At 71.4% G+C, this 20,551-nt stretch carries 22 protein-coding genes; 12 read left to right on the top strand and 10 right to left on the bottom strand.

What is annotated here, in order from left to right; all coding sequences use genetic code 11:
* Positions 1-231 precede the first annotated feature (231 nt).
* Together ACFT9I_RS03645 and ACFT9I_RS03640 are read right to left on the bottom strand one after the other, a co-directional pair.
* Positions 232-1,926, bottom strand: a complete 1,695-nt coding sequence (locus ACFT9I_RS03645) for an alkaline phosphatase D family protein (protein WP_382560133.1) — start codon at positions 1,924-1,926, stop codon at positions 232-234.
* A gap of 120 nt (positions 1,927-2,046) precedes the next feature.
* The gene (locus tag ACFT9I_RS03640; protein ID WP_382560130.1) at positions 2,047-2,712 is read right to left on the bottom strand and encodes an HNH endonuclease family protein; all 666 of its coding nucleotides are present in this window, start codon (positions 2,710-2,712) and stop codon (positions 2,047-2,049) included.
* A 249-nt stretch (positions 2,713-2,961) separates the two neighbouring features.
* Between ACFT9I_RS03640 and ACFT9I_RS03635 the strand changes: the two genes are divergently transcribed.
* The gene (locus tag ACFT9I_RS03635; RefSeq protein ID WP_382560127.1) at positions 2,962-3,696 is read left to right on the top strand and encodes an ABC transporter permease; all 735 of its coding nucleotides are present in this window, start codon (positions 2,962-2,964) and stop codon (positions 3,694-3,696) included.
* 693 nt (positions 3,697-4,389) lie between these two features.
* On the opposite strand, the gene ACFT9I_RS03630 is transcribed toward ACFT9I_RS03635, so the two are convergent.
* The 3 genes from ACFT9I_RS03630 to ACFT9I_RS03620 all read right to left on the bottom strand — a co-directional run bounded on the left by ACFT9I_RS03630 (position 4,390) and on the right by ACFT9I_RS03620 (position 6,755).
* Entirely contained in the window at positions 4,390-4,869 is a 480-nt protein-coding gene (locus ACFT9I_RS03630; RefSeq protein WP_382560125.1) for a nuclear transport factor 2 family protein, read from the bottom strand.
* Between the two features lie 90 nt (positions 4,870-4,959).
* The gene (locus tag ACFT9I_RS03625; RefSeq protein ID WP_382560122.1) at positions 4,960-5,640 is read right to left on the bottom strand and encodes an HAD-IA family hydrolase; all 681 of its coding nucleotides are present in this window, start codon (positions 5,638-5,640) and stop codon (positions 4,960-4,962) included.
* A 140-nt stretch (positions 5,641-5,780) separates the two neighbouring features.
* Positions 5,781-6,755 carry a peptidoglycan-binding protein gene (locus ACFT9I_RS03620; protein WP_382560120.1) on the bottom strand — a complete coding sequence of 325 codons (975 nt, stop codon included), beginning with the start codon at positions 6,753-6,755 and terminating at the stop codon, positions 5,781-5,783.
* Between the two features lie 161 nt (positions 6,756-6,916).
* Here ACFT9I_RS03620 and ACFT9I_RS03615 point away from each other — a divergent pair, with 161 nt between their 5' ends.
* On the top strand, positions 6,917-8,983 hold the full coding sequence (locus tag ACFT9I_RS03615) for a DHA2 family efflux MFS transporter permease subunit (protein ID WP_382560118.1): 2,067 nt from the start codon (positions 6,917-6,919) through the stop codon (positions 8,981-8,983).
* A 13-nt stretch (positions 8,984-8,996) separates the two neighbouring features.
* Here the strand turns inward: ACFT9I_RS03615 and ACFT9I_RS03610 are convergent, their stop codons facing one another.
* On the bottom strand, positions 8,997-9,512 hold the full coding sequence (locus tag ACFT9I_RS03610) for a GNAT family N-acetyltransferase (RefSeq protein ID WP_382560115.1): 516 nt from the start codon (positions 9,510-9,512) through the stop codon (positions 8,997-8,999).
* Positions 9,513-9,628: 116 nt separating this feature from the next.
* Between ACFT9I_RS03610 and ACFT9I_RS03605 the strand changes: the two genes are divergently transcribed.
* The 3 genes from ACFT9I_RS03605 to ACFT9I_RS03595 all read left to right on the top strand — a co-directional run bounded on the left by ACFT9I_RS03605 (position 9,629) and on the right by ACFT9I_RS03595 (position 12,263).
* Positions 9,629-10,243: a hypothetical protein gene (locus tag ACFT9I_RS03605; RefSeq protein ID WP_382560114.1), complete on the top strand. Its 615-nt coding sequence runs from the start codon at positions 9,629-9,631 to the stop codon at positions 10,241-10,243.
* On the top strand, positions 10,243-11,052 hold the full coding sequence (locus ACFT9I_RS03600) for a hypothetical protein (RefSeq protein WP_382560112.1): 810 nt from the start codon (positions 10,243-10,245) through the stop codon (positions 11,050-11,052). Before ACFT9I_RS03605 ends, ACFT9I_RS03600 begins: the two co-directional genes overlap by 1 nt.
* A gap of 95 nt (positions 11,053-11,147) precedes the next feature.
* On the top strand, positions 11,148-12,263 hold the full coding sequence (locus tag ACFT9I_RS03595) for a serpin family protein (RefSeq protein WP_382560110.1): 1,116 nt from the start codon (positions 11,148-11,150) through the stop codon (positions 12,261-12,263).
* A gap of 59 nt (positions 12,264-12,322) precedes the next feature.
* Here the strand turns inward: ACFT9I_RS03595 and ACFT9I_RS03590 are convergent, their stop codons facing one another.
* Complete coding sequence (locus tag ACFT9I_RS03590) at positions 12,323-13,057, bottom strand: SDR family NAD(P)-dependent oxidoreductase (protein ID WP_382560107.1); 735 nt, start codon at positions 13,055-13,057, stop codon at positions 12,323-12,325.
* A 109-nt stretch (positions 13,058-13,166) separates the two neighbouring features.
* Between ACFT9I_RS03590 and ACFT9I_RS03585 the strand changes: the two genes are divergently transcribed.
* From ACFT9I_RS03585 to ACFT9I_RS03570, 4 genes are all read left to right on the top strand, one after another.
* Entirely contained in the window at positions 13,167-13,796 is a 630-nt protein-coding gene (locus ACFT9I_RS03585) for a TetR/AcrR family transcriptional regulator (protein ID WP_382560104.1), read from the top strand.
* Between the two features lie 654 nt (positions 13,797-14,450).
* The gene (locus ACFT9I_RS03580) at positions 14,451-15,254 is read left to right on the top strand and encodes a Scr1 family TA system antitoxin-like transcriptional regulator (protein ID WP_382560101.1); all 804 of its coding nucleotides are present in this window, start codon (positions 14,451-14,453) and stop codon (positions 15,252-15,254) included.
* The gene (locus ACFT9I_RS03575) at positions 15,251-15,448 is read left to right on the top strand and encodes a DUF397 domain-containing protein (protein WP_382560099.1); all 198 of its coding nucleotides are present in this window, start codon (positions 15,251-15,253) and stop codon (positions 15,446-15,448) included. Before ACFT9I_RS03580 ends, ACFT9I_RS03575 begins: the two co-directional genes overlap by 4 nt.
* Positions 15,445-15,639: a DUF397 domain-containing protein gene (locus tag ACFT9I_RS03570; protein WP_382560096.1), complete on the top strand. Its 195-nt coding sequence runs from the start codon at positions 15,445-15,447 to the stop codon at positions 15,637-15,639. Before ACFT9I_RS03575 ends, ACFT9I_RS03570 begins: the two co-directional genes overlap by 4 nt.
* 45 nt (positions 15,640-15,684) lie before the next feature.
* On the opposite strand, the gene ACFT9I_RS03565 is transcribed toward ACFT9I_RS03570, so the two are convergent.
* Complete coding sequence (locus ACFT9I_RS03565; RefSeq protein ID WP_382560094.1) at positions 15,685-16,275, bottom strand: dihydrofolate reductase family protein; 591 nt, start codon at positions 16,273-16,275, stop codon at positions 15,685-15,687.
* A gap of 127 nt (positions 16,276-16,402) precedes the next feature.
* On the opposite strand from ACFT9I_RS03565, the gene ACFT9I_RS03560 reads away from it, so the two are divergent.
* Positions 16,403-16,864, top strand: coding sequence for a pyridoxamine 5'-phosphate oxidase family protein (locus ACFT9I_RS03560; RefSeq protein WP_382560092.1), 462 nt, complete (start codon positions 16,403-16,405; stop codon positions 16,862-16,864).
* A gap of 75 nt (positions 16,865-16,939) precedes the next feature.
* Here ACFT9I_RS03560 and ACFT9I_RS03555 read toward each other — a convergent pair whose 3' ends face one another.
* Positions 16,940-17,974 carry a GlxA family transcriptional regulator gene (locus ACFT9I_RS03555; protein ID WP_382560089.1) on the bottom strand — a complete coding sequence of 345 codons (1,035 nt, stop codon included), beginning with the start codon at positions 17,972-17,974 and terminating at the stop codon, positions 16,940-16,942.
* Between the two features lie 71 nt (positions 17,975-18,045).
* Here ACFT9I_RS03555 and ACFT9I_RS03550 point away from each other — a divergent pair, with 71 nt between their 5' ends.
* The gene (locus ACFT9I_RS03550; RefSeq protein ID WP_382560087.1) at positions 18,046-19,374 is read left to right on the top strand and encodes an MFS transporter; all 1,329 of its coding nucleotides are present in this window, start codon (positions 18,046-18,048) and stop codon (positions 19,372-19,374) included.
* A 99-nt stretch (positions 19,375-19,473) separates the two neighbouring features.
* Entirely contained in the window at positions 19,474-19,929 is a 456-nt protein-coding gene (locus ACFT9I_RS03545) for a hypothetical protein (RefSeq protein ID WP_382560085.1), read from the top strand.
* A gap of 55 nt (positions 19,930-19,984) precedes the next feature.
* Here ACFT9I_RS03545 and cpt read toward each other — a convergent pair whose 3' ends face one another.
* Positions 19,985-20,506 (bottom strand): chloramphenicol phosphotransferase CPT, encoded by a 522-nt coding sequence (gene cpt / locus ACFT9I_RS03540; protein ID WP_382560265.1) that lies wholly within the window; start codon positions 20,504-20,506, stop codon positions 19,985-19,987.
* Positions 20,507-20,551: the final 45 nt, after the last annotated feature.

The following is a 20,551-nucleotide window of genomic DNA, read 5'->3' as shown; positions in this document are numbered from 1 at the left end:
AACGGTTGTTTCTCGGCCGAACGCCCGTTCTCCGGAGCGAAGCTGGGCCATGGCGCCTGACCTGCTTCTTTCGGTCGACTTGTCGCGACTGCGACGGAGATCCCATTCGGCAGGGCATGGGCAGACCAATGCCCGGTACGGAGGAACCGGGCATTGGTCGATGAATAGGGATGATGGGGTGTCAAAAGGGGCGTACGGACGGCTCCGAGGCCACCCCGACGTTCCCCGGCGTCACTTCGGGGCCAACTCCCGCTCGTCGACGGTCACCAGCCGCGCCCCGGCATTCTGCTCCCCGGCCTGTGCCCGCGCCTGGGCCAGGCTCAGCCGCGCGGCGCGTCCCCGCAACGTGAGCGTCATCAGCTGATTACCGAACCAGGGACCGCCGGTCTTCCCCCACGTGACGGACGGGGCGGCCACCCGTCCGTGCCGCGCGAAGGCGCGGCCCAGGCGCCGGCCCACCCTGCTCCAGCCGAACCGGAAGCCGAGGCGTATCGAGAGCGGGATGGAGTTGTGCACGGGGGAGCAGGTGAGCTGGACGACGCGCGACCCCGGCTGCTCCGTGCGCCAGACCGGCTCGGCGACGTACGCGTGGTGCACATCGCCCGACAGCACGCAGACCGTGGCCGGCGCGTCGGGGCCGCTGCCCACCTCGGCGATCAGCCCCGCCAGCTTCTCGAACGACGTCGGGAACGCCGCCCAGTGCTCCAAGTCCGCCGCCCGGCGCAGCTTCTCGCCGAAGCGCGCCCATCGCTGCCCGCGCTCGCCCCCGGCCAGCGCGGCGTTCCAGCTCTCCGCGTCGTGCACCAGCGGCGGCAGCAGCCAGGGCAGGGAGGTGCCGATGAGGAGGTGGTCGCGCTCGCCCGGATCGGTCAGCGCCTGGTCACGTAGCCACCGCGCCTCCTCCGGGTCCAGCATCTCCCGGTGCCCCTCCGCCAGGACGCGGGCCGCCCGCGAGTCGACCATCAGCAGTCGCGTCCGGCCGAAGTCGCGGCGGTAACTCCAGCGCACACAGGCCGGATCGGCGTCGGCCTCGGCGGCGAACTCCCGCAGCCGTTCGGTGCCGTCAGGCTCCGCGCGTACGGCGGCGTACAGCTTGTCCGCGGCCAGTTCGGCGGGGGAGAGATTGCCGAGGTGCTGATACACCCAGTACGACATCAGGCCGCTGAGAATGCGCTCCCGCCACCACGGCTTCGTACGCATCTCCGCCACCCAGGACGCGCTGGTGTTCCAGTCGTCTATCACGTCGTGGTCGTCGAAGATCATGCAGCTCGGGACGGTGGAGAGCAGCCAGCGGACCTGGGGGTCGCTCCACGACTCGTCGTAGAGGTGGGTGTACTCCTCGTAGTCGGCGACCTCCGCGCCGGGCGGCTCGGCCAGATCGCGGCGCCCGGCCAGCCAGCGGCGCGTCGTCTTCGACGTCTCGTCGGCGTACACCTGGTCGCCGAGGAGGAGCAGCACATCGGGGCGTACGGCTCCGGGGTCGGCCGTGAGGGTCGCGGCGAGGGTGTGGAGGGCGTCGGGGCCGACCGGGTCGGGCTCACCGACCGGCGCGGAGGCCCAGCGGCAGGAGCCGAAGGAGACGTGGAGTTCGGGGGCGTTCGCAGTGGTGTCTGCGGGGTGCTCCGTCGCGGACGTGGCCGGTGTACGGATCACGCTCGGCGGGAACGGGGAGTCCTCGGGCGGCCAGACCCGTACCTCGTCCAGCAGCACCTCGTACGCGACCGCGGTGCCGGGGGTGAGCCCGGTCACCGGGATCAGGGCGTAGTGGTGCCCGGCGATCAGGAACGTGTGCGACGAGCCGTACGCGCCGCCCTCGCAGCGGACCTCGGCCGTGCACGGCCGGTCCGTCTCGACCCAGATCGTGGCCGTGCCGGCGGATTCCCCGTCGACATAGCGCAGCAGTGGTCCCAGGCGCAGCCCGGTCATGGTGCCTCCTCCGTCGCCCCGTACGGTACGGAACGACGGAGGGGGCCGACCAGGTTCCGGGCTGTGACAGGCAGCACGACCTGTGGTCGGGGCTGCTGCCGGAGTTGTCGTAGCCGGTTGTCAGCAGCCGTTGAGGACGCTCTGGAGCTTGCTCTTCTCCGCCGAGTCGACGGTCAGGCTGTAGGCGTGCTTCACGTCCACCCACATACGGGCGTACATGCAGTGGTACGAGGCGCTCGGCGGCATCCACTCCGCCGGGTCGCGGTCGCTCTTGGACTGGTTGACGTTGTCGGTGACGGCGATCAGCTGCGGATTGCCGAGGTCGTTGGCGAAGGACTGACGCTGGGCGGTCGACCAGCCGCTGGCGCCGGAGGTCCACGCCTCGGCGAGCGGAACCATGTGGTCGATGTCCACGTCACTGGCGGCGGTCCAGGTGGCGCCGTCGTACTCGGAGTACCAACTGCCGCTGGTCGCCGCGCAGCTGGAGTTCGTCACGACGTTCGAACCGTCGCGCTTGAGCACGGTCTCCCGGGTGTCGCAGGCGCCCGACTGGGTGATCCAGTGCGGGAACAGGTCGCGGCTGTAGCCGCTGGTGGAGCCTTCGGCGCGCACGGTCAGCTGACCGAGGTACGTACGCGCCGTGGAGGCGGCGATGGGCGTGGGCGGGGATGCCTGGGCAGGGGTCGGGGCGACGAGCAGCGCGGTGGCCGAGAACAGCGCGGCGGACGCGGCGATGACGGCTATTCGCCCGGCGGGACGGCCTTGACGCGCGTAGATACCTGACATGCGAACTCCCTTGTCGTGGGGGGAAGCTGACCGTTCGGAGCCGTGTGGGGCCGGACCCGAGCGCCCATCGTTGCGGTGCCGGATTGCTGTGAGGTGGGCACCAGGTAACAGGGTGACGACATGGGCACGTCACATCAAGAGTTTCGGGACTTCTGTCGTCAGGGTTTGGGCGGCGTCAACGCCTCATATGTGGGCGTTATCTGACGTACGGGCAGAATGTCCGCCACGGACTGGGGTTGGGTGGGGAACATGCTGCTGAAGGTTGATGTCACGTTCGGATTCGTCCTGGCGGTGCTGCTGGTCGCGGCGGCCGGGACCGCGGCGGTCGCGCACCTCGGGCGGGCGCGCGAGATCGCGACCGCGGGGGTACGGGCGGCGGTTCAGCTCGGCGTGGTCGCCCTGGTGATCGGGTGGGTCGTCGGGTCCGTACCGGCGCTGCTGGCCTTCATCGCGCTCATGTACACGGTGGCGGTACGGACGGCAGGGCGCCGCATCACGGGGAACGGGACGTGGTGGTGGGCCGCGGTGCCCATCGGGGCGGGGGTGGCGCCGGTGGTCGCGGTGCTGCTCCTCACCGGACTCGTACCGGTCAAGGGCATCGCCCTGATCCCCATCACCGGCATCCTCATCGGCGGCGCGCTGACGGCGACGGTGCTCGGCGGGCGGCGCGCGCTGGACGAACTCGGCGCGCGCCGGGGCGAGGTGGAGGCCGGGTTCGCGATCGGCCTGCCCGACCGGGACGCCCGCCTGGAGGTGGCACGCCCGGCGGCGGCGGACGCGCTGCTGCCGGGGCTGGACCAGACGCGGACGGTGGGGCTGGTGACGCTGCCGGGCGCGTTCGTCGGGATGCTGCTGGGGGGTGCGTCGCCGCTGTTCGCGGGGGCGGTGCAGCTGTTCGTACTGGTGGCGTTGATGGCGGTGCAGGCGGTGGCGGTGAGTGTGGTGCTGGAGCTGGTGGCGCGGGGGGTGGTGCATCGGGGGTAGGGCGCTGTTTTCTCCCCGTGCCCGCCCCTTCCCGAAACCGGGGCGGGCCCCGGGCCCCCGGGGGTGGCGGGTAGTGCGACGGGGGTGCGGTCCGTGCCGGGGTGCGGCGTGGGGCGTTGTTCTTTCCCCGTTCCCGCCCCTTCCCGAAACTGGGGTGGGCCCCAGGCCCCCGGGGCCTCCGGGGGTGGCGGGCGGTGCGACGGGCCTGCGGCCCGTGCCCGCCCTACGGGCGGTTCCGCCGGGTCGGCGGTTCGCCCTGCGAGCCGAAGGCCGGACTTCCGTCGCGCGTACCCGCGCCGTCAGCCCCCGGGGGCTGACGGGCGGTGGCGCCGGGTCGGGCGGTGGGCTTGCGTCCGTGGCCGGGTGTGGGTGGTCTGCGGTGGCCCCTGTGGGCGTATCAGCGCTCCGGTGGGGCGCTGGCGGGCTTGCGGTCCGTGTCCGCTTGTGGGCGGTGGGCGCCGGGTCGGGCGGTGGGCTTGCGCTCGTGGCCGGGTGTGGGTGGTCTGCGGTGCGCCCTGCGGGCGTGTCGGCGCCCAGGCAGGACGCTGGCGGGCCGCAGCTCGCGTCCGCTTGCGGGCGGTTCCGGAGGGCGTGCGTCCGTGGTCGGGGTGCGGTGTGGACGGGGCGTACCTGCGCCGCGGCGGTACGACGGGCCTGCGGCCCGTGTGTCCGCGCCGTGGCGGGTGGTGCGCGTCAGTGGCCGTCCTTGAGTACCACCGCCGGCGGGTCTCCGAGCGACCAGACCTCCCGCAGTGTGAACCTGGCGATGCGCCACCCCCGCGGTGTGCGAACGCATGCCAGGTCGCACACTCCACCCAGCACGAAGTTCGTGACCTCCGGGCGCGGGTCGTCGTCGAAGTGAATGTGGGTCACGGACAGGTTCGCGTGCAGAGAGGCCGTGTCTCCGTCGGTCTCCACGAGGTGGTCGGTCGTCAGATGCAGCGTCGCCTTCCACCAGCTCGCGATCTGCCGGGTCAGCTCCAGGACCGCGGCACGCCCCTCCGCCACCCGGTCCGGTGGGAAGTTCAGCTCGGCGTCGGCCGTGAACGTGGCCTCGGCCCAGGCCGTGTCGAGGCGCTTGCTGTCCAGAGCGCGGAAGTAGCCGCTGAGCAGTCGGCCGATCGCCGACCGATCCGCGATGAGTGTGACCTCGTGGGCATCCGTGAGCGACATGAGGGTCCTCCGCACCGAGGGGTCGTATGAGCGAAATGTCGCAGACAAACGCTCGCGGCGCGCGGTCGGGCATCGGGAAGGGCGGGAGAGCTACCCGCCCACGTGGACCTGGAACGTGCCGTCCGGCAGCGTCGTCACCCGTACGTCCGTCAGGTCGTGCGTGTGGGCCGTCGGGGACAGTGACGCCGCACGCGGGCCCACCCCCAGCACCCGCATCCCCGCCGAGCGCGCCGCCGTGATGCCCGCGTCGGAGTCCTCCAGGGCCAGGCAGTCCGCCGGGTCGACGCCCAGTCGCGCGGCGCCCTTCAGGAAGCCCTCCGGGTCCGGCTTGCTCGCCGAGACGTGTTCCGCCGTGACGCGGGTGAGGGGGATCGGGAGGCCGGACGCCGTCATGCGGGCCGTCGCGAGCGCTTCGTCCGCCGAGGTCACCAGCGCGTGCGGCAGCTCGGCGATCGCCGCCATGAACGCGGGCGCGCCCGCGATCGGGACCACCCCGTCCAGGTCCGCCGTCTCCTGTGCCAGCATCACGCGGTTGTCCGCGAGGTTCAGCTCCATCGGCCGGTCCGGCAGCAGTACCGCCATCGTCAGATAGCCCTGGCGGCCGTGGACGACCTTCAGGGCCTCCTCCGGGTCCAGGCCGTGCTCGATCGCCCACTGGCGCCAGCAGCGTTCCACGACGGCGTCGGAGTTGACGAGGGTCCCGTCCATGTCGAGCAGTAGCGCGCGGGCGGTCAGGACGGTTGTCGTCGTGGTCGGGGCGTTGGCCGGCATCGGCGGACTCCAAGCAGGGGATGAGCACAGGCAAGAGCGGCTCCCGCCCGCCGGTCAGGGATACGGACGGGAACCGCTTTGTTCAACGACTATACAAAGTGGGTACGGGATCACGCCAGCCCGGTTCGATCGAGAGCCGCTCAGTCCCGGCCCCAGTCTTCTCCCCCGCCCGGCCTGCCGGCACCTCCGCCACCCCCACCACCCTGCGTCCTGCCGTTCCCGCTGGTCTCCGCCTCCAGCGCGCGCCGGGTGTTCGGGCCGTACACGCCGCTCGGGTCACCCTCGATGCTCTTGTACGACTGGTAGACGCGGACCGCCGCCTCCACGCGTTCGCCGAACCGGCCGTCGTACCCGTCGTTGTACAGCCAGACCTCCGACAGCCTGCGCTGAAGCTCCTCGACCTCCGCCCCGCTGTCCCCGCGCCGCAGGTCCGCCCCGGCCCCCGCCCCCTGCGTCGTCTTCGCGCCGTCCGGCCGCGGTGTCTCCGCCGCGGGCTTGCCCGCCGCGCCGGGCTTCGCCGTCGATGACGGCGGCCCGCTCGTGGCCGGCTTCGACCCGGACGCGACTGCCGAAGTCGAAGCCGAAGCCGAACCTGACGCCGGCTTCGACGCGGACGCGTTCGCCGAAGCCGACGCCGAAGCCGACGGATCCGGCCGCGCACTCGCCGTCGGCAGCCCCGAGTTCAGATCGGACGTCGCCTCGTCACCCCCGTCGTCCCCGGTGAACAGCCCCCCGGCGAACGACGCCGTACCGATCACCGCCACGGCCGCCGCCGCCAGCGCCACCATCGCGAACGTCCTGCGCCCACCCGTCCGTTCCGGATCCGCCGCCGCGCCCGGCGCGGTCGTCCGCAGCCCCGGCAGCGTCAACCGCATCGTCTCGGTCGGGTCGGTGCCCTCCGACCGGTCGCCCCCCTCGTTCAGCGGCGGCAATGGTTGCGCGACGGTCGGTGCGGCCCCGTCCGGTTCCTCCAGCGCCACGTACGGCCGTATCCGCAGCGGGTCGAAGTCCTCGGCCGCCGCTATCGCCGCCCGCTCCGAGCAGTCGCAGCCGGCGCCCGATCGGCCGTACGCGTCCCGCGGCGTACCGCATTCGGGACAGAGCTGTCCGGTCAATGTGGGTCCCCTCCCTTGGGCTGTCAGCGATTATGCAGCCCGGCCCCGCGCCGGTTGACGGGGGTCCGTCCCGCCCGCCGACCGCGTTCGGCAGGACATAACAGGCCATAAATGAGCAGAACAACCAGGATGGGGGCAGACGCAGACCCGAGGAGATGCCGATGGCTCAGGAAGTGAGCACCCCGCCCACGAGTCCGGTCCCCGGCGAAGGCCAGAACCGGCGGACCATTTTCGTCTCGATCGGCGCCCTGCTGCTCGGCATGCTGCTCGCCGCGCTCGACCAGACCATCGTCTCCACCGCGCTGCCCACCATCGCCAGCGACCTCGGCGGCCTCGACCATCTGTCCTGGGTCGTCACCGCGTATCTGCTGGCCTCGACCGCCGCCACCCCGCTGTGGGGCAAGCTCGGCGACCAGTACGGCCGCAAGAAGCTCTTCCAGGCGGCCATCGTCATCTTCCTGATCGGGTCGGCCCTCTGCGGCGTCTCCCAGAGCATGGCCGAGCTCATCATCTTCCGCGCCCTCCAGGGCCTCGGCGGCGGCGGGCTCATCGTGCTGTCGATGGCGATCGTCGGCGACATCGTCTCGCCGCGCGAACGGGGCAAGTACCAGGGCCTGTTCGGCGCCGTCTTCGGTGCCACCAGTGTCCTGGGCCCGCTGCTCGGCGGACTGTTCACCCAGCACCTGAGCTGGCGCTGGGTCTTCTACATCAACCTCCCCATCGGCGTCGTCGCCCTGGCCGTCATCGCCGCCGTCCTGCACATCCCGGTGCGCTCGACCAAGCACACCATCGACTACCTCGGCACCTTCCTCATCGCCGCCGTCGCCACCTGCCTCGTCCTCGTGGCCTCGCTCGGCGGCACCACCTGGGCCTGGGGCTCGGCCCAGATCATCGGCCTCGCCGTCCTCGCCGTGATCCTGCTGGTCCTCTTCATCCGGGTGGAGCGGCGGGCCGCGGAGCCCGTACTGCCCCTCGGACTCTTCCGTATCAGAACCTTCGCGCTCGTCTGCGTCATCAGCTTCATCGTCGGCTTCGCCATGTTCGGCGCCATGACCTATCTGCCGACGTTCCTCCAGATCGTGCAGGGCGTGTCCCCCACCCTGTCGGGTGTGCACATGCTGCCGATGGTGTTCGGGCTGCTGCTCACCTCCACCGGGTCCGGGCAGATCGTCAGCCGTACGGGCCGCTGGAAGGTCTTCCCGATCGCCGGCACGGGCATCATCGCGATCGGACTGCTGCTGCTCCACCAGCTGAAGGTGAACAGCGGCACCTGGGAGATGAGCGCGTACTTCTTCGTCTTCGGCGCGGGTCTCGGACTTGTCATGCAGGTGCTCGTGCTGGTCGCGCAGAACTCCGTACGTTACGAGGACCTGGGCGTCGCCACCTCCGGCGCGACCTTCTTCCGCTCCATCGGCGCCTCGTTCGGCGTCGCCATCTTCGGCACGATCTTCACCAATCTGCTGCGGAACAAGCTCACCGACTCCCTCGCCGGGCAGCGGCTCCCGCCGGGCGTGAGCCCGGGACAGCTCGCGTCCGACCCGCGTTCCGTGGGCGACCTGCCGCCCGCGATGCGGGCCGGGGTGCTCAACGCGTACTCGACGTCCATCACCGACGTCTTCCTGTTCGCCGTGCCCGTCGTCCTCGTGGCCTTCGTCGTCGCCTGGTTCCTCAAGGAGGACAAGCTGCGCGGCTCGGTGACCGCCCCCGAGGTCACCGAGACCCTGGCCAGCAACCCGGTCGAACGCTCCTCGCGCGACGAGTGCGCCCGCATGCTGTCCGTACTGGGCACCCGCGAGGGGCGTCGGCACATCTACGAGAAGATCACCGAGAGGTCGGGGTACGACCTGCTCCCGGCGGCCAGTTGGATGCTGCTGCGCATCAGACGCCACGGCGTGGTCGAACCCGCCCGCCTCGCCGAAACCGTCCCCGTACCGCTGTCGGTCATCAACGACGCGTCCCGGCAGATCGAGGAGCGCGGCCTGGCCCGCCGCGACGGGGTGGAGCTGGTCCTCACCGAGCACGGCCTGGACGTGGCGACGGTGCTGGCACGGGCGCGGGAGGAGTCGCTGGCCGAGATGCTGGGCGACTGGTGGGGGCCGGACCGGCCGACCGATCTGGTGGAGCTGGTGGAGGAGTTGAGCGGCGAGCTGTGCGGGTCGGACGCGGAACGGCCCGACGGCGCGGAGCCGCGTGGTGATCACTCGCCGCGCGGCGACCACTCGGTGTGAGTCCCCGGCCCGGTTACGGCGCGTCCGTGAGGTCCTTGCCGAACCAGATCTCGGAGTAGGGGCCTTCGTTGTACGCCGGGATCTCCGCGTAGCCGCACGCGGCGTACAGACCCCGCGCCTCGACGAGGTCGAGCCGGGTGTCGAGCACGATCCGCGTCGCGCCGAGCCGGCGGGCCGCCGCCTCCAGGGCCGCGAGCAGCGCGCGACCGCCGCCGGTGCCGCGTACGGCGGGGCGGACGTACACCCGCGTCAGCTCGGCCACCCGGGTCGGCTCGGCCGTACGTGAGGTGGGGCCGTTCAGCAGCAGTACGCCGCCGCACGCCTGGGGCACGTCCTCGTACCGCCCGACGACGAACTCGCCGGTGGGCGGGGTGAGTCGGTCGGGCGGGTCGTCCGCGAGGCCCTCGTCGATCTCCGCCTCCGTCGCCGGGCGCCGCCAGTAGCGGCTCGCGACCTCGGCGTAGTAGTCGCGGCGCAGCCGGGTGGCGTCGGAGGTGCCGAAGAACTCGGGGCGGACGTTCCAGTTCATGGTCATCTCTCTATCGCGGTGCCGCGCTGTTTGGCCGGCCGATTCCGGGCAACCCGACTCTCCGAGGCGCCCTTTCACCAGACACGAGTCGAATCGTCGAATCCAGGAAGGCAATCATGTCCACTGTCCTGATCGTCGTCGCGCTGATCGTGGTGATCGCCATCGCTGTCGCCGCCGTCCTGTACGGGACCGGCAAAGGTGGCGGACGCGGCGGGCTGAAGCGGCGGTTCGGCCCCGAGTACGAGCGCGCCGTCAACCGGCACCACGGTGATGTCAAGGCCGCCGAGACCGAGTTGACCGAGCGGGTCAAGCGCCACGGCGACCTGCGTCCGCGCCCGCTGCCCGCCGAGGCACGCGACCAGTACGTCGCCCACTGGGCCGGTCTTCAGGAGCGTTTCGTCGACTCCCCGCGACAGGCCGTCGTCGAGGCGGACAAGTTGATCTCCCGGCTGGCCTCGGACCGGGGTTTCCCGGACGCCGAGCAGCACACCGAACACGTCGACGCCCTCTCCGTGCACCACGCGCACCAGGTGGACGGCTACCGCCGGGTGCACCACGCGGCCTCGGAAGCGGGCCAGGGCGCGAGTACCGAGGAACTGCGCGAGGCGATGGTCGAGGCGCGTCAGCTCTTCGAGCGGCTGGTCCTGGACTCCAAGGAGGACAGCCCCCGGCACCGTCCGGGCATCCCCGGCCGGAATCCCGCACTGAGGCCCAAAGGAAGTGGCGTGTGATGACGTACGACCCGTACGACCCCGAGCAGAAGCAGGAGCAGCAGGCGAAGTCCGGTAAGGGGGAGCCCGCGCTCCGGAGTGAGCGTGGCAGCAAGCCCGCGACGCCCGTCGTGCCGCTGTCCGAGTCGGAGACCGCCGCCGCTGCCGGCGGCGACGCCGGCCACCGGCCCGCGCGGCCCACGGCACCGCCGATGACGCCGCCCGCCACACCGCCGGCCACGCCGGCTTCGGCGCCGCTCGCGTCCGCCCCCGCCACGCCGCCCGGGACAGCCCGTGCGACGGAGAAGGAGCCGCACAAGGACCCGCTCGCGGGGCCGGTCCAGGACCCCGTGCACCCGGTGCACGCGCCTGTCACGACGCCCAAGAGCACACCCGGCAGGTCGAGCACACCCGGCAAGTCGAGCGCGCCGACGTCCTCCACGTCCACGTCCACGTCCACGACCGCGACCGCGTCGGCGCGTGAGACTGCACCGGTGCGTGAGACCGCGCCCGGCCGGACGCCCGAGGACACACCCGCGCAGACGCCCCGGCTGATCCCCCAGGACGAGTGCGACAAGCTGAACCTGCGCCTCCAGGAAGCCCTGTCCACCTTCATCGACGGGCCCAGGCGCTCGGTCGAGGAAGCGGCGGGCGTACTGGAGGAGGCGGCCAAGCGCCTCACGACGGCCCTCGCCGAACAGCCCCGCACCCTGCGCGACAGCTGGGACGCGCACGGGGACAGGAACGGCAAGTCGACGGCCGACACGGAGGATCTGCGGCTCGCGCTGCGGAGCTACCGCGAGGTCACGGAGCGGCTGCTCCGGATCTGAGGCAGGGAGCATCCAAGAACCCGGGGACGGCCGCGTTGGGACCGCGGCCGTCCCCGTCTCGGCGCGTGTCGCGGCATCCGTCGTACGCTCACCGCATGGGACAGGCGACAGGACTGACGACATATGCCGGGGCGATGCAGACACTCGCCGAGCGGTGGCTGCGGGTACGCGGTGAGGGTGAACGCGGCGGTGTGGACGGCGACTTCGTCTGTTCGCCCGCCGGGCTGTGGCTGGCGCTCGGCGCGGTGACCGCCGGGGCGCGCGGCGAGACGGCCGGTGAGCTGGAGGCGCTGCTGGGGCTCGGTGACGGGGCGGGCGTCGCCGAGGCCGTGACCGACAGCGCCCGCGCGCTCGCCCGGACCGAGCAACTGGGCGTGGCCACACGGGTATGGAGCCGCGTCCCGGTCTACCGGGCGTACCGGGAAGCGCTTCCGGACATCGGCTTCGGGCACATGGATCCGGCCGAGATCGACGCCTGGGTACGGGATGCGACCGGCGGGCTGATCGAGAAGCTGCCCGTGGACATCGACGAGAGCACGCTGCTCGCGCTCGTCAACGTCCTTGCGCTGAAGGCGCGTTGGTACACCCCCTTCGAGGCGCGGGCCACCGCTGCCCGGCCCTTCACGGACGCGGCCGGATCGGTACATGACGTACCGACCATGCACCAGCACCTCGGCGCGGGCTCCGGATGGACGGTGGACGGCGCGCACGTGGTCGAACTGCGCTGCGAGGGCGGGAAGTCCGCCGTGCGGGTGCGGTTCGTGCTGGGGGAGGAAGGGGCGAGGGCGGCGGACGTCCTGCCCGCCGCGTGGGCGCCCGAGTCGCGCCGCGCGCCGCTCGACACCGAGATGATCGCCCTCGCGCTGCCGCGGCTCGAACTCCGTACGACGATGGAGATCGCGCCCCAACTGGCGGCGCTCGGAGTGACGTGCGCGACGAGTGACGCCGCGGACTTCTCGGGGCTGTCACCGGAACGGCTCAAGATCGAGAGGGTCGTGCAGGAGGCGGTGGTGAAGGTCGCCGAACTGGGCGTCGAGGCGGCGGCGGTGACGGTGATCGCGATGCGCGCGGGGTCAGCCCGGCCGCCGCGCGTGGTGCCGGTCGCCTTCGACCGGCCGTTCGGCGTGGTGGTCCTGGACGGCACGGGCGAGGTGCCCCTGTTCACGGCCTGGCAGGCGAGTGCGCCGCGTGGGCCGGTGGCCGGGGGGTAGCGCGTGCGGCCGGGGCGGAGTCCGGTACGCGGCGTCCGGCCTGCCCGGCCGCCGTTCGACTACACCGCCGTACGGCCGGCGTCCGTGGCGATCGTGGCGCCGGTGACGTAGGCGGCGCGCTCGGTGGCGAGGAAGTGGATGACCTCGGCGATCTCGCGGGGGGTCGCGAGGCGGCCGAGCAGCGTCGTCTTCGCGACCTGCTGGGCGCCTTCCTCGCCCATCGAACCGATCACCATGTCGGTACGGGTGGGGCCCGGCGCCACGGTGTTGACACGCACGCCGGCCGGGCTGAACTCGGCCGCCCACGTGCGGGTGAGGGATTCCAGCGCCGCCTTTGTCGCGGCGTAGACGGACAGCCCGGCCATCCCCACCTGCACGGCCATCGTGCTGATGTTGATGATGCTGCCGGACCCACGGGCGACCATGCCCGGTGCGAGGGCGGCGGTCAGGAAGTACGGGGCCCGGATGTTGGCAGCGAGGGCTGTGTCGAAGGTCTCCACGTCCTGCGACGTGGTCGGCCCGCCGGGGAAGATCGCGGCGTTGTTGACCAGGATGTCGACGTCACCGGCCTCCCCGGCGAGACGGCGCAGCGAGGCCAGGTCGGTGAGGTCGGCAGGGACGAACCGTGCGCTGCCCCCGGCTTCGGAGATCGACTTCACGGTGGCCGCGCCGCGCTCCGGGTTGCGGCCGGTGATGACGACGTGGGCGCCCGACGCGGCGATCATGCGGGCCGTCTCGGAGCCGATACCGCCGGTGGAGCCGGTGATCAGGGCGACTTTGCCGGTGAGTTCCATGGTGCACCTTCCGGAGTTCCGGCTCGGGGAGGGGCCGGAGTGGGTTGTGTGTTCCAGATTGCTCGGCAAAAAATGGGTTGTCCACTCCAAAATCTTCTATGCTGGAACCATGACGACCGAGACCCGGCAGAAGGACCCCGCCAAGCCGCTGACCCCGAAGGGCCGCGCCACCCGCCGACGGATCGTCGCGGCGGCGGCCCAGCTGATGTACGAGCGCGGCCTCACCGAGGCGACGCTGGAGGACCTACGGGCCGCGGCCGGCGTGAGCGGCTCGCAGATCTACCACTACTTCGCGGACAAGCAGGCGCTGCTCCTGGCGGTGATCGAGTTCCAGACGGAGGCGGTGCTGGAGATGCAGGAGCCGCACTTCACCCGTCTGGACACGATGGCGGGCCTACGGGGCTGGCGGGACGCCCTGGTGGAGTACCAGCGGCGTCTGCAATGCCGGGGCGGCTGCCCCATCGGCACGCTGGGGACCGAGGTCGCGGAGAACAACCCGGAGGCGCGGCTGGCGGTCGCCTCGGGGTTCCTGCGCTGGGAGTCCGCGATCCGCGAAGGCCTCACGGCGATGCACGCCCGGGGCGAACTCGACGCCGACCCGGACGACTTGGCGCTGGCCACGCTCGCCGCGCTCCAGGGCGGGCTGCTGCTCACCCAGATCCAGCGGGAGGTCCGCCCGCTGGAGGTCGCGCTCGACGCGATGCTGGACCACATCGCACGTGTCCGGGTGAGCCCGTAGGGGCCGGTGACGGTTACCCGTCGTCGCGTCGGCTGAGCCGGTTCCTTTCCGCGACCCGCGCTCTGAGCCCTTCGGCGGCTGAACCGGGTTGGTAGTCGGGGCACTTGGGGTGCCCGCATTCGCACGGCGGCCAACTGAGCACGGAACCGGGGCTCAAGTCGGCCCCCTCCGGCCCCGGTTCGACTTTCCGGACCACGACGACGCCGTCCACGCCGATGGCTTCGGAGAGCTGGGAAAGGAATTGACGCGATTCGCTGCGGGTCATTCCGGCAGGCCTTTCAGTCCGTGGAGAACGTGTCGGAGGAGGTCGTCCGTCACCGGCGCGTATTCGCTTGCGGCGGCGGGCGGGGTGTGGGGGCGGAGCCGGTAGAAGGCGCCTTCCTCTACGAGGGTGGTGAGTTGGTCATCTGGGGCGGGGGGATCGGGGTCCACGTCGCACCCTTCTACGGGGAGTAATCGAGGGTGTTCAGAGTGCGACGGATGGCTGTACCTTTGGAAGGCAATCGCGGTTCAACCTGCGGTCTGGTTGTAACGGCATATGCAGGCTGCTCTGACCTGCGCTGATGTCATGGCCCGCACGATTTACCGGGGCGGTGGTTGCGGCGGAATTCTTCACGGCGTCAGCGGGAAGTTGACGGAAGGTGGGCGAATGCCATGACCAGTCCCCGACGGCAGTTCGGCGAGGCCCTGCGCGACGCGCGCGAGTTACGCCCGGCGGGCAGATGGACGCAGAAGCAACTCGCAAGAGAGGTGCGCACTTCCGCGTCCACGATTTCGCGCCTGGAGCGCGGGGAGGGGCCGATTCCCAGCAACCTGCCGCCGTTGTTCGACCAGGTATTCGAGACCGACGGGCTGTTCAAGGCGTTGTACGAGAAGTCGCGGGCGGACGACTTTCCCGCGCATTCGCGACGCCGGATGGAGGTGGAGTTGCGCGCCACTACGATCACTGAGTGGTCACCGACCGTTGTTCCAGGGCTACTTCAGACGCCGGCATACGCACGAGCGCTCTTCAGGAAGGGGGACCTTCGGGCCGGCGAACGTGAGATCGCCGCAATGGTCGGATCTCGGATGGCTCGGCAACAGGTACTGCGGAAGGGCAGCCCGCCCTACTTCTCCGTCGTCGTGTGCGAGTCGGTGCTCAGGCGGAATGTTGGCGGCAAGGAAGTGATGCGTGAACAACTTACGTCGCTGCTGGCCCAGAGGGCCCGGCGCACCAACGTCCTCCAAGTGCTGCCGCTCAACGCCGCCACTCACGGCCTCATGGATGGCGCGATGTCGATCCTGACCACTCCGGATGGGGCGTCGATCGTCTACACCGAGGGAATCCGGTCAGGCTTGGTCATCGACGAACCGTCCTCTGTACGGGACTTGGCCAGGGCCTACGATGTGCTTACCGCATCAGCCCTGTCGCCGGATGCGTCCGCAGACCTGATTCTTGAGCTTACGGAGGCATCATGACCGCCCTTGCCATCCCGCAGCACGACTGGGCCAAGTCGAGTTACAGCAGCCAGGACGGCGGCAACTGCGTCGAGTGGTCGCCCGCCTTCGCCCAGGCACACGGCGTCGTCCCGGTCCGGGACAGCAAGTTGGCCGACGGGCCTGTGCTTACGGTTTCGCCCGCAGGCTGGCGTGCTTTCGTGGCGGCGCTGTGAACGCTACGCCGGCGCCGGAGAGTTGGGTGAAGTCCTCGCACAGCGGCCAGGACGGCGGTAACTGCGTCGAGTGGTCGCCCACCTTCGCCGGAATGCAGGGCGTCGTCCCCGTCCGGGACAGCAAGTTGGCCGACGGGCCCGTGCTCACGGTCTCGCCCGCGAGTTGGCGGGCTTTCGTCGCCGCGCTGTGAACGTCAGTGGGTCAACCGCTCGGTGACGACGCCGCAGCAGCAAGCTCATGCAATGGCCCGGCGGCGGTAGGTGTTGATCAGGACGCCGGACGGTGTCGGTCGCGTGGTGGTGAGGGTCAGGCGGCGAGGGCTCCTGCCATCGGTGAAGAGTCGCTTTCCACTCCCCAGGACGAGAGGAAGGACAAGCAGCCGGTACTCGTCGACGAGGTCGTACTCGATCAGGGATCCGAGCAGCCCTCCGCTGCCCAGCACCACCGTCTCGGTCTCGGACGCGGCCTTGACCCGGCTGACCTCCTCCGCCAGATCGGCGCCGAGCAGGGTGGAGTTCGCCCACGTCAGATCCCTGAGGGTGTGCGAAGCCACGTACTTGGGCATCGCGTTCATCGCGGCCACTGCAGGGTCGTTCATGTCGGCATACGGCCACGTGGCGACGAAGATCTCGTACGTCCTGCGGCCCAGGAGCAGGGCTCCGGCGCCGGCCGTGGCCTCGCTCATGAACCGTTCCACCACCTCGTCGACATAAGGCAGCACCCAGCCGCCTCGATCGAACCCACCGTCCCGGTCCTCGTCCGCCGAGAGGACCGATTGCATGACACCGTCCAGCGATACGAAGTTGACCACGGCCAGTTGTCCCATGTGCTGCTCCCATCCAGGTGCTTGTCTCGACGACGTTGACCACACGCGGGAGCCGAACTCATCGGTCGCTGGGAGTAGGTCCTGCGCCTCAGGCGCGCTGCGAGCCCGCTGACTAGCGTCGGTTCTCATGGAGACTTCGGGAATTGTCGGTCGCCGGACGGCGGAGCGTGTGCGTGATGCTCTGGAGCGGCTCGTTGCCGAGCGGGATGTGTGGGTGTCGACGGCTCACCCTGAACACGGGCCGCACCAGGTGGCGCTGTGGTTCTTGTGGGACGGGCGAGCGGTGTGGATGTGTACCGGCGCCGCTTCCGTGATCGCGCGGAACCTCCGTGCGGAGCCGCGCGTGCGTCTGGCGCTGCCGGACACCTTCGACGTGGTGCTTCTTCAGGGTGAGGCGGAGTGCTTTCCCGACCAGGAGGTGCCTGGAGGCGCGGCGGAGGCGTTCGCCGCGAAGTTCGGGTGGGATCCGCGCGCGGAGGAGGGGGCCTTTCTGTACGTACGTGTGGTCCCGAGGACCGTGCGCGCTTGGCGCGGCGAGCCGGAACTGCGCGGGAGAGTCGTCATGCGCGACGGGATCTGGCTGGAGTAGCGGACACCCTGCGCGCGCGTCGCCTTCGGGGCGGGACAGCCGTGCCGTACGCGCCGTGCCGTACGCGCCGCGCCGCTACACCGCCTTGTCCACGCGGAAGGCGCGCCGGTAGGCGGCCGGCGTGGTGCGTAGCGCCTCGTGGAAGCGGCGGCGGAGGTTGACGGCCGAGGAGAGGCCGACTCGGTGCGCGATGGTTTCCACCGGCAGGTCGGTCTCCTCCAGCAGCGCCCGGGTGGCGGCGATCCGCCGGTCCAGCAGCCAGCGTCCGGGGCTGATGCCCAGTTGCTCGGTGAAGCGGCGGGTCAGCGTGCGGGCCGAGACCTGGGAGTGGACCGCCATCTCGGCGACGCTGACCGGCTGGTCCAGCCGCCCGGTCAGCCAGTCCAGCAGCGGGGCCAGCGAGTCGGCGACCGGGCCGGAGGTGGGCAGTTCGGCGTACTGCAGCTGGCAGCCCTCGCGGTGCGGCGGCATCACCATCTGCCGGGCGATCCGCATCGCGTACGCGGCGCCCTGGTCGGCGCTCACCAGGTGCAGGCAGAGGTCCACGCCGGCCGCCGCACCGGCGCTGGTGGCGACGTCGCCGTGGTCCACGTAGAGCACCGCGGGGTCGACCCGGACCTGCGGGAAGCGGGCGGCCAGTTCGGCGGCCCGCGCCCAGTGGGTGGCGGCCCGCCGGCCGTCCAGCAGTCCGGCGGCGGCCAGTACGAAGGCGCCCGAGCAGAGGCTGACGATCCGCGCGCCGCGCTCGTGTGCCCGGCGGACCGACGCGACGACCGCCGGCGGCACCCCGGTACCGGGCGCCTGGTGCCAGCCGGGGACCAGCACGGTGTCCGCGCGCTCCAGCGCGTCCAGGCCCGCCGTGACCAGCAGGTCGTAGCCGGCCTGGGTGGGGACCGGGCCGGGGTGCTCGGTGCAGACCTCGAACGCGTAGTGGGTGGGGATCGCCGGGCCGTGGTCGCCGAACACCTCGGTCGCGCAGGCGAGCGCGAAGGTCGACTGCGGGGGCTGGAGCAGGGCCACGACCCGGTGCGGCGCGAGGGTCTTCGGCGGCGGGGTCTTCGGCGGCGAGGTCTTCGGTAGCGGGGTCTTCGGCGGCGGACGACGGGGCATGGCGCGAAAGTACCCCATCATGTCGTTCGAGACACTGGGGTGGCCGATTGGTCCAAACCAGTATCGGTGCGGTGACCACCACGCAGGCACGACCCCAGACCGCCCGGCCCCCCTTGTGGGACCGGCGTTTCACGCTCTTCTTCGCCGCACGCACGGTCTCGCAGATCGGCGACGCGATGATGCCGGTGGCCGCCGCGCTCGCGGTCGGCGCGCTGTACGGGATCTCCGGGGTCGGCTTCGTCCTGGGCACCTGGACCGGGACGTTCGTGCTCCTCGTCCTGTTCGGCGGGGTCTTCGCCGACCGGTTCGGCGCGCGCCGGATGATGGTCGGCGCGGACCTCGTCCGGGTGCTCACCCAGGGGGTGCTGGCTGTCGCGTTCTTCGCCGGGCCGCCGCCGTTCTGGCTGCTGGTGACGATGACGGCGCTGGCCGGTGCGGCCGTCGCGATGTTCCTGCCGGGGATGAACGGGATGGTCCCGCTCGTCGCCCGCGAGCCGCAGCGCGCCAACGCCACGCTGAAGGTGGCCGACGCGCTCGCCCACCTGATCGGCCCCGCCCTGGCGGGGCTGCTGATCGCGTTGACCGGGGCCGGGACCGTGTACGCGATCGACGCCGGCACCTTCCTGCTCAGCGCCCTGTGCCTGGCGCTCATCCGGCTCGCTCCGGCCGACGCGCCCACGGGCACCCCGGCCGCCGCCGACTCCGCCGTCCGGTCCGGCGGTTCACTCCGTCGCGACCTGCGCCAGGGCTGGCAGGAGTTCCGCGCACGCACCTGGATGTGGGCGGTGATCCTCATCTGGATGGGCTACGGCGTGCTGGTCTTCGGCCCGCTCGTACCGCTCAGCTCGGCGCTCATCGGCTCCCGGCTCGGCCCGGACGCCTACGGCCTGGCGGTCTCCTTCCTCGGCGTCGGAACGGTGCTCGGCGGCCTGCTGGCGCTACGGCTGCGCCCGGCCCGGCCGCTGGCCGCCGGTGCGGCGGCGATGGCGGTGTACACCGTGCTGCCGCTGTGCGTGGCGCTGGACGCCGGCCTGCCGGTGCTGCTGGCGGGGCACGCCCTCGGCGGCGGGGCCCTGGCGTTCTGGTCGGTGATGTGGGCGACCAGCGTGCAGACCCACACCCCGTCGGCGGTGCTCAACCGGGTCTCCGCGTACGAGTTGGCCGGCTCGGTGTCCGGGATCGCGCTCGGCCAGATGCTGGCGGGCCCGGCCCTCGCACTGGCCTCCCCGGGGCGGCTGCTGCTGGTGTCGGCGGGTACCTGCCTGGCGGGCTGCGTGGCACTGTTCGCGATCCCGGCGATCCGCACGCTGCGACGGGCCCCTGCGGCGGACGGCGGGAAGCCGGGGGCGCCGGACCGTCCGGACCGTTCGGACGGTTCGGACGGTTCGGACGGGGAATGAGCGGATCCGGGGCCGCTCGGCCACCACCCGGCGGAGCCCCGCGTCCTGGACACCGGGCGGGCCGCAGCCGGGCCGTCAGGCCGTGCGAGGCTGTGCGCCATGGCGCACTCGACTGTCCGTGGACTTGTCCTGCCCGGCCAACTGACGGCCCTCATCGAACGCGACCTGTGGCAGCACCCCGGTGACGCCGTGCTGGAGAAGGTCGTCCCGTGGTTCGAGGACCCGCTCGTCTTCGTATCGAACCCGGAGCAGATGGAGTTCGCGTCCCGATCGATGGACATGTTCGCCGACGACCCTCACGCCGCCTTCTTTCGCCAGGCCCGTGGAAGCAGGGCCGCCACCCCGCTCGAACTGCCGTGGCTCGACGTTGAACAGGCGGTGCTGATCGCCATCACTCGCAACCCCGGTGACGACGGCGGCCTGGCGCTCGACTACCGGACCGACCCCTCGGACCCCCGCGTTGTCGGCAGCGACTTCTGGACGGACCCTGTTCTGTGCCGATGGCGGGTGGTCGCACCTTCCTTCTCGGCCTTCGTCACCAACCTGGGTCTGTAGAACGTCGGGGGAGCCCGGCCCGCTGCTGTCGATCCGGCCCCGTACGCCCAACCCGTCAGCCGACACGCGCCGCGATCGTGCGTGCGCACGTCAGAGATTCCGTGCGCGTCGTGTTCACCTCCAGGTCGTAGAGCACGCCCTCGTGGACCACCTGCGCCTGCAATGCCGCCATCCCACGGCCCCGGTCTCCCCGGGCAAGCTCGCGGGCCGTCGCGACCGTGCCGTCGCACCTCACGCCGACCCACAGCACGTCCAGTGCGCCGATCGCCTTCTGCCATCGCTGCTGGGACGCCGGCCCGCCGAGGAAGACGTCGTCGACGACGACCCTGGCGCCCGCGCGGGCCATCTCCGCCACGCCCTCCATCCAGGCCGCCTCCAGCGCCCGGAAATCCGCCCCGACCTCTACTCCGCCGTCCGCGGTGAACTCGATCCCCTCACCTGATCCCCGCATCTTCGCGGGCAGGGCGTCGACGAACGAGTCGACCCCGAACGCCAGCCACGGGTCCGGCAGCAGGTCCTGCAAGCACCGCACGATCCCGGACTTCCCCGAGCTTGAACCACCGTTGAGAATGATCATCCGAGTCGTCACCGCGCCACAGTAGGGCGCTTCCCGCGCCGCCCG

Source organism: Streptomyces sp. NPDC057137 (genome assembly GCF_042670825.1).
Classification (GTDB): domain Bacteria; phylum Actinomycetota; class Actinomycetes; order Streptomycetales; family Streptomycetaceae; genus Streptomyces.
Note: the sequence above shows the minus strand (reverse complement) of the source record. Positions and strands in the feature narration are given on the sequence as shown.

Bases quoted from the DNA above. Each gene is read 5' to 3' on its own strand.
- ACFT9I_RS03645 (WP_382560133.1), bottom strand. From the start codon at position 1,926: ATGACCGGGCTGCGCCTGGGACCACTGCTGCGCTATGTCGACGGGGAA.
- ACFT9I_RS03640 (WP_382560130.1), bottom strand. From the start codon at position 2,712: ATGTCAGGTATCTACGCGCGTCAAGGCCGTCCCGCCGGGCGAATAGCC.
- ACFT9I_RS03635 (WP_382560127.1), top strand. From the start codon at position 2,962: ATGCTGCTGAAGGTTGATGTCACGTTCGGATTCGTCCTGGCGGTGCTG.
- ACFT9I_RS03630 (WP_382560125.1), bottom strand. From the start codon at position 4,869: ATGTCGCTCACGGATGCCCACGAGGTCACACTCATCGCGGATCGGTCG.
- ACFT9I_RS03625 (WP_382560122.1), bottom strand. From the start codon at position 5,640: ATGCCGGCCAACGCCCCGACCACGACGACAACCGTCCTGACCGCCCGC.
- ACFT9I_RS03615 (WP_382560118.1), top strand. From the start codon at position 6,917: ATGGCTCAGGAAGTGAGCACCCCGCCCACGAGTCCGGTCCCCGGCGAA.
- ACFT9I_RS03610 (WP_382560115.1), bottom strand. From the start codon at position 9,512: ATGAACTGGAACGTCCGCCCCGAGTTCTTCGGCACCTCCGACGCCACC.
- ACFT9I_RS03605 (WP_382560114.1), top strand. From the start codon at position 9,629: ATGTCCACTGTCCTGATCGTCGTCGCGCTGATCGTGGTGATCGCCATC.
- ACFT9I_RS03600 (WP_382560112.1), top strand. From the start codon at position 10,243: ATGACGTACGACCCGTACGACCCCGAGCAGAAGCAGGAGCAGCAGGCG.
- ACFT9I_RS03595 (WP_382560110.1), top strand. From the start codon at position 11,148: ATGGGACAGGCGACAGGACTGACGACATATGCCGGGGCGATGCAGACA.
- ACFT9I_RS03590 (WP_382560107.1), bottom strand. From the start codon at position 13,057: ATGGAACTCACCGGCAAAGTCGCCCTGATCACCGGCTCCACCGGCGGT.
- ACFT9I_RS03585 (WP_382560104.1), top strand. From the start codon at position 13,167: ATGACGACCGAGACCCGGCAGAAGGACCCCGCCAAGCCGCTGACCCCG.
- ACFT9I_RS03580 (WP_382560101.1), top strand. From the start codon at position 14,451: ATGACCAGTCCCCGACGGCAGTTCGGCGAGGCCCTGCGCGACGCGCGC.
- ACFT9I_RS03575 (WP_382560099.1), top strand. From the start codon at position 15,251: ATGACCGCCCTTGCCATCCCGCAGCACGACTGGGCCAAGTCGAGTTAC.
- ACFT9I_RS03565 (WP_382560094.1), bottom strand. From the start codon at position 16,275: ATGGGACAACTGGCCGTGGTCAACTTCGTATCGCTGGACGGTGTCATG.
- ACFT9I_RS03560 (WP_382560092.1), top strand. From the start codon at position 16,403: ATGGAGACTTCGGGAATTGTCGGTCGCCGGACGGCGGAGCGTGTGCGT.
- ACFT9I_RS03555 (WP_382560089.1), bottom strand. From the start codon at position 17,974: ATGCCCCGTCGTCCGCCGCCGAAGACCCCGCTACCGAAGACCTCGCCG.
- ACFT9I_RS03545 (WP_382560085.1), top strand. From the start codon at position 19,474: ATGGCGCACTCGACTGTCCGTGGACTTGTCCTGCCCGGCCAACTGACG.
- cpt (WP_382560265.1), bottom strand. From the start codon at position 20,506: ATGATCATTCTCAACGGTGGTTCAAGCTCGGGGAAGTCCGGGATCGTG.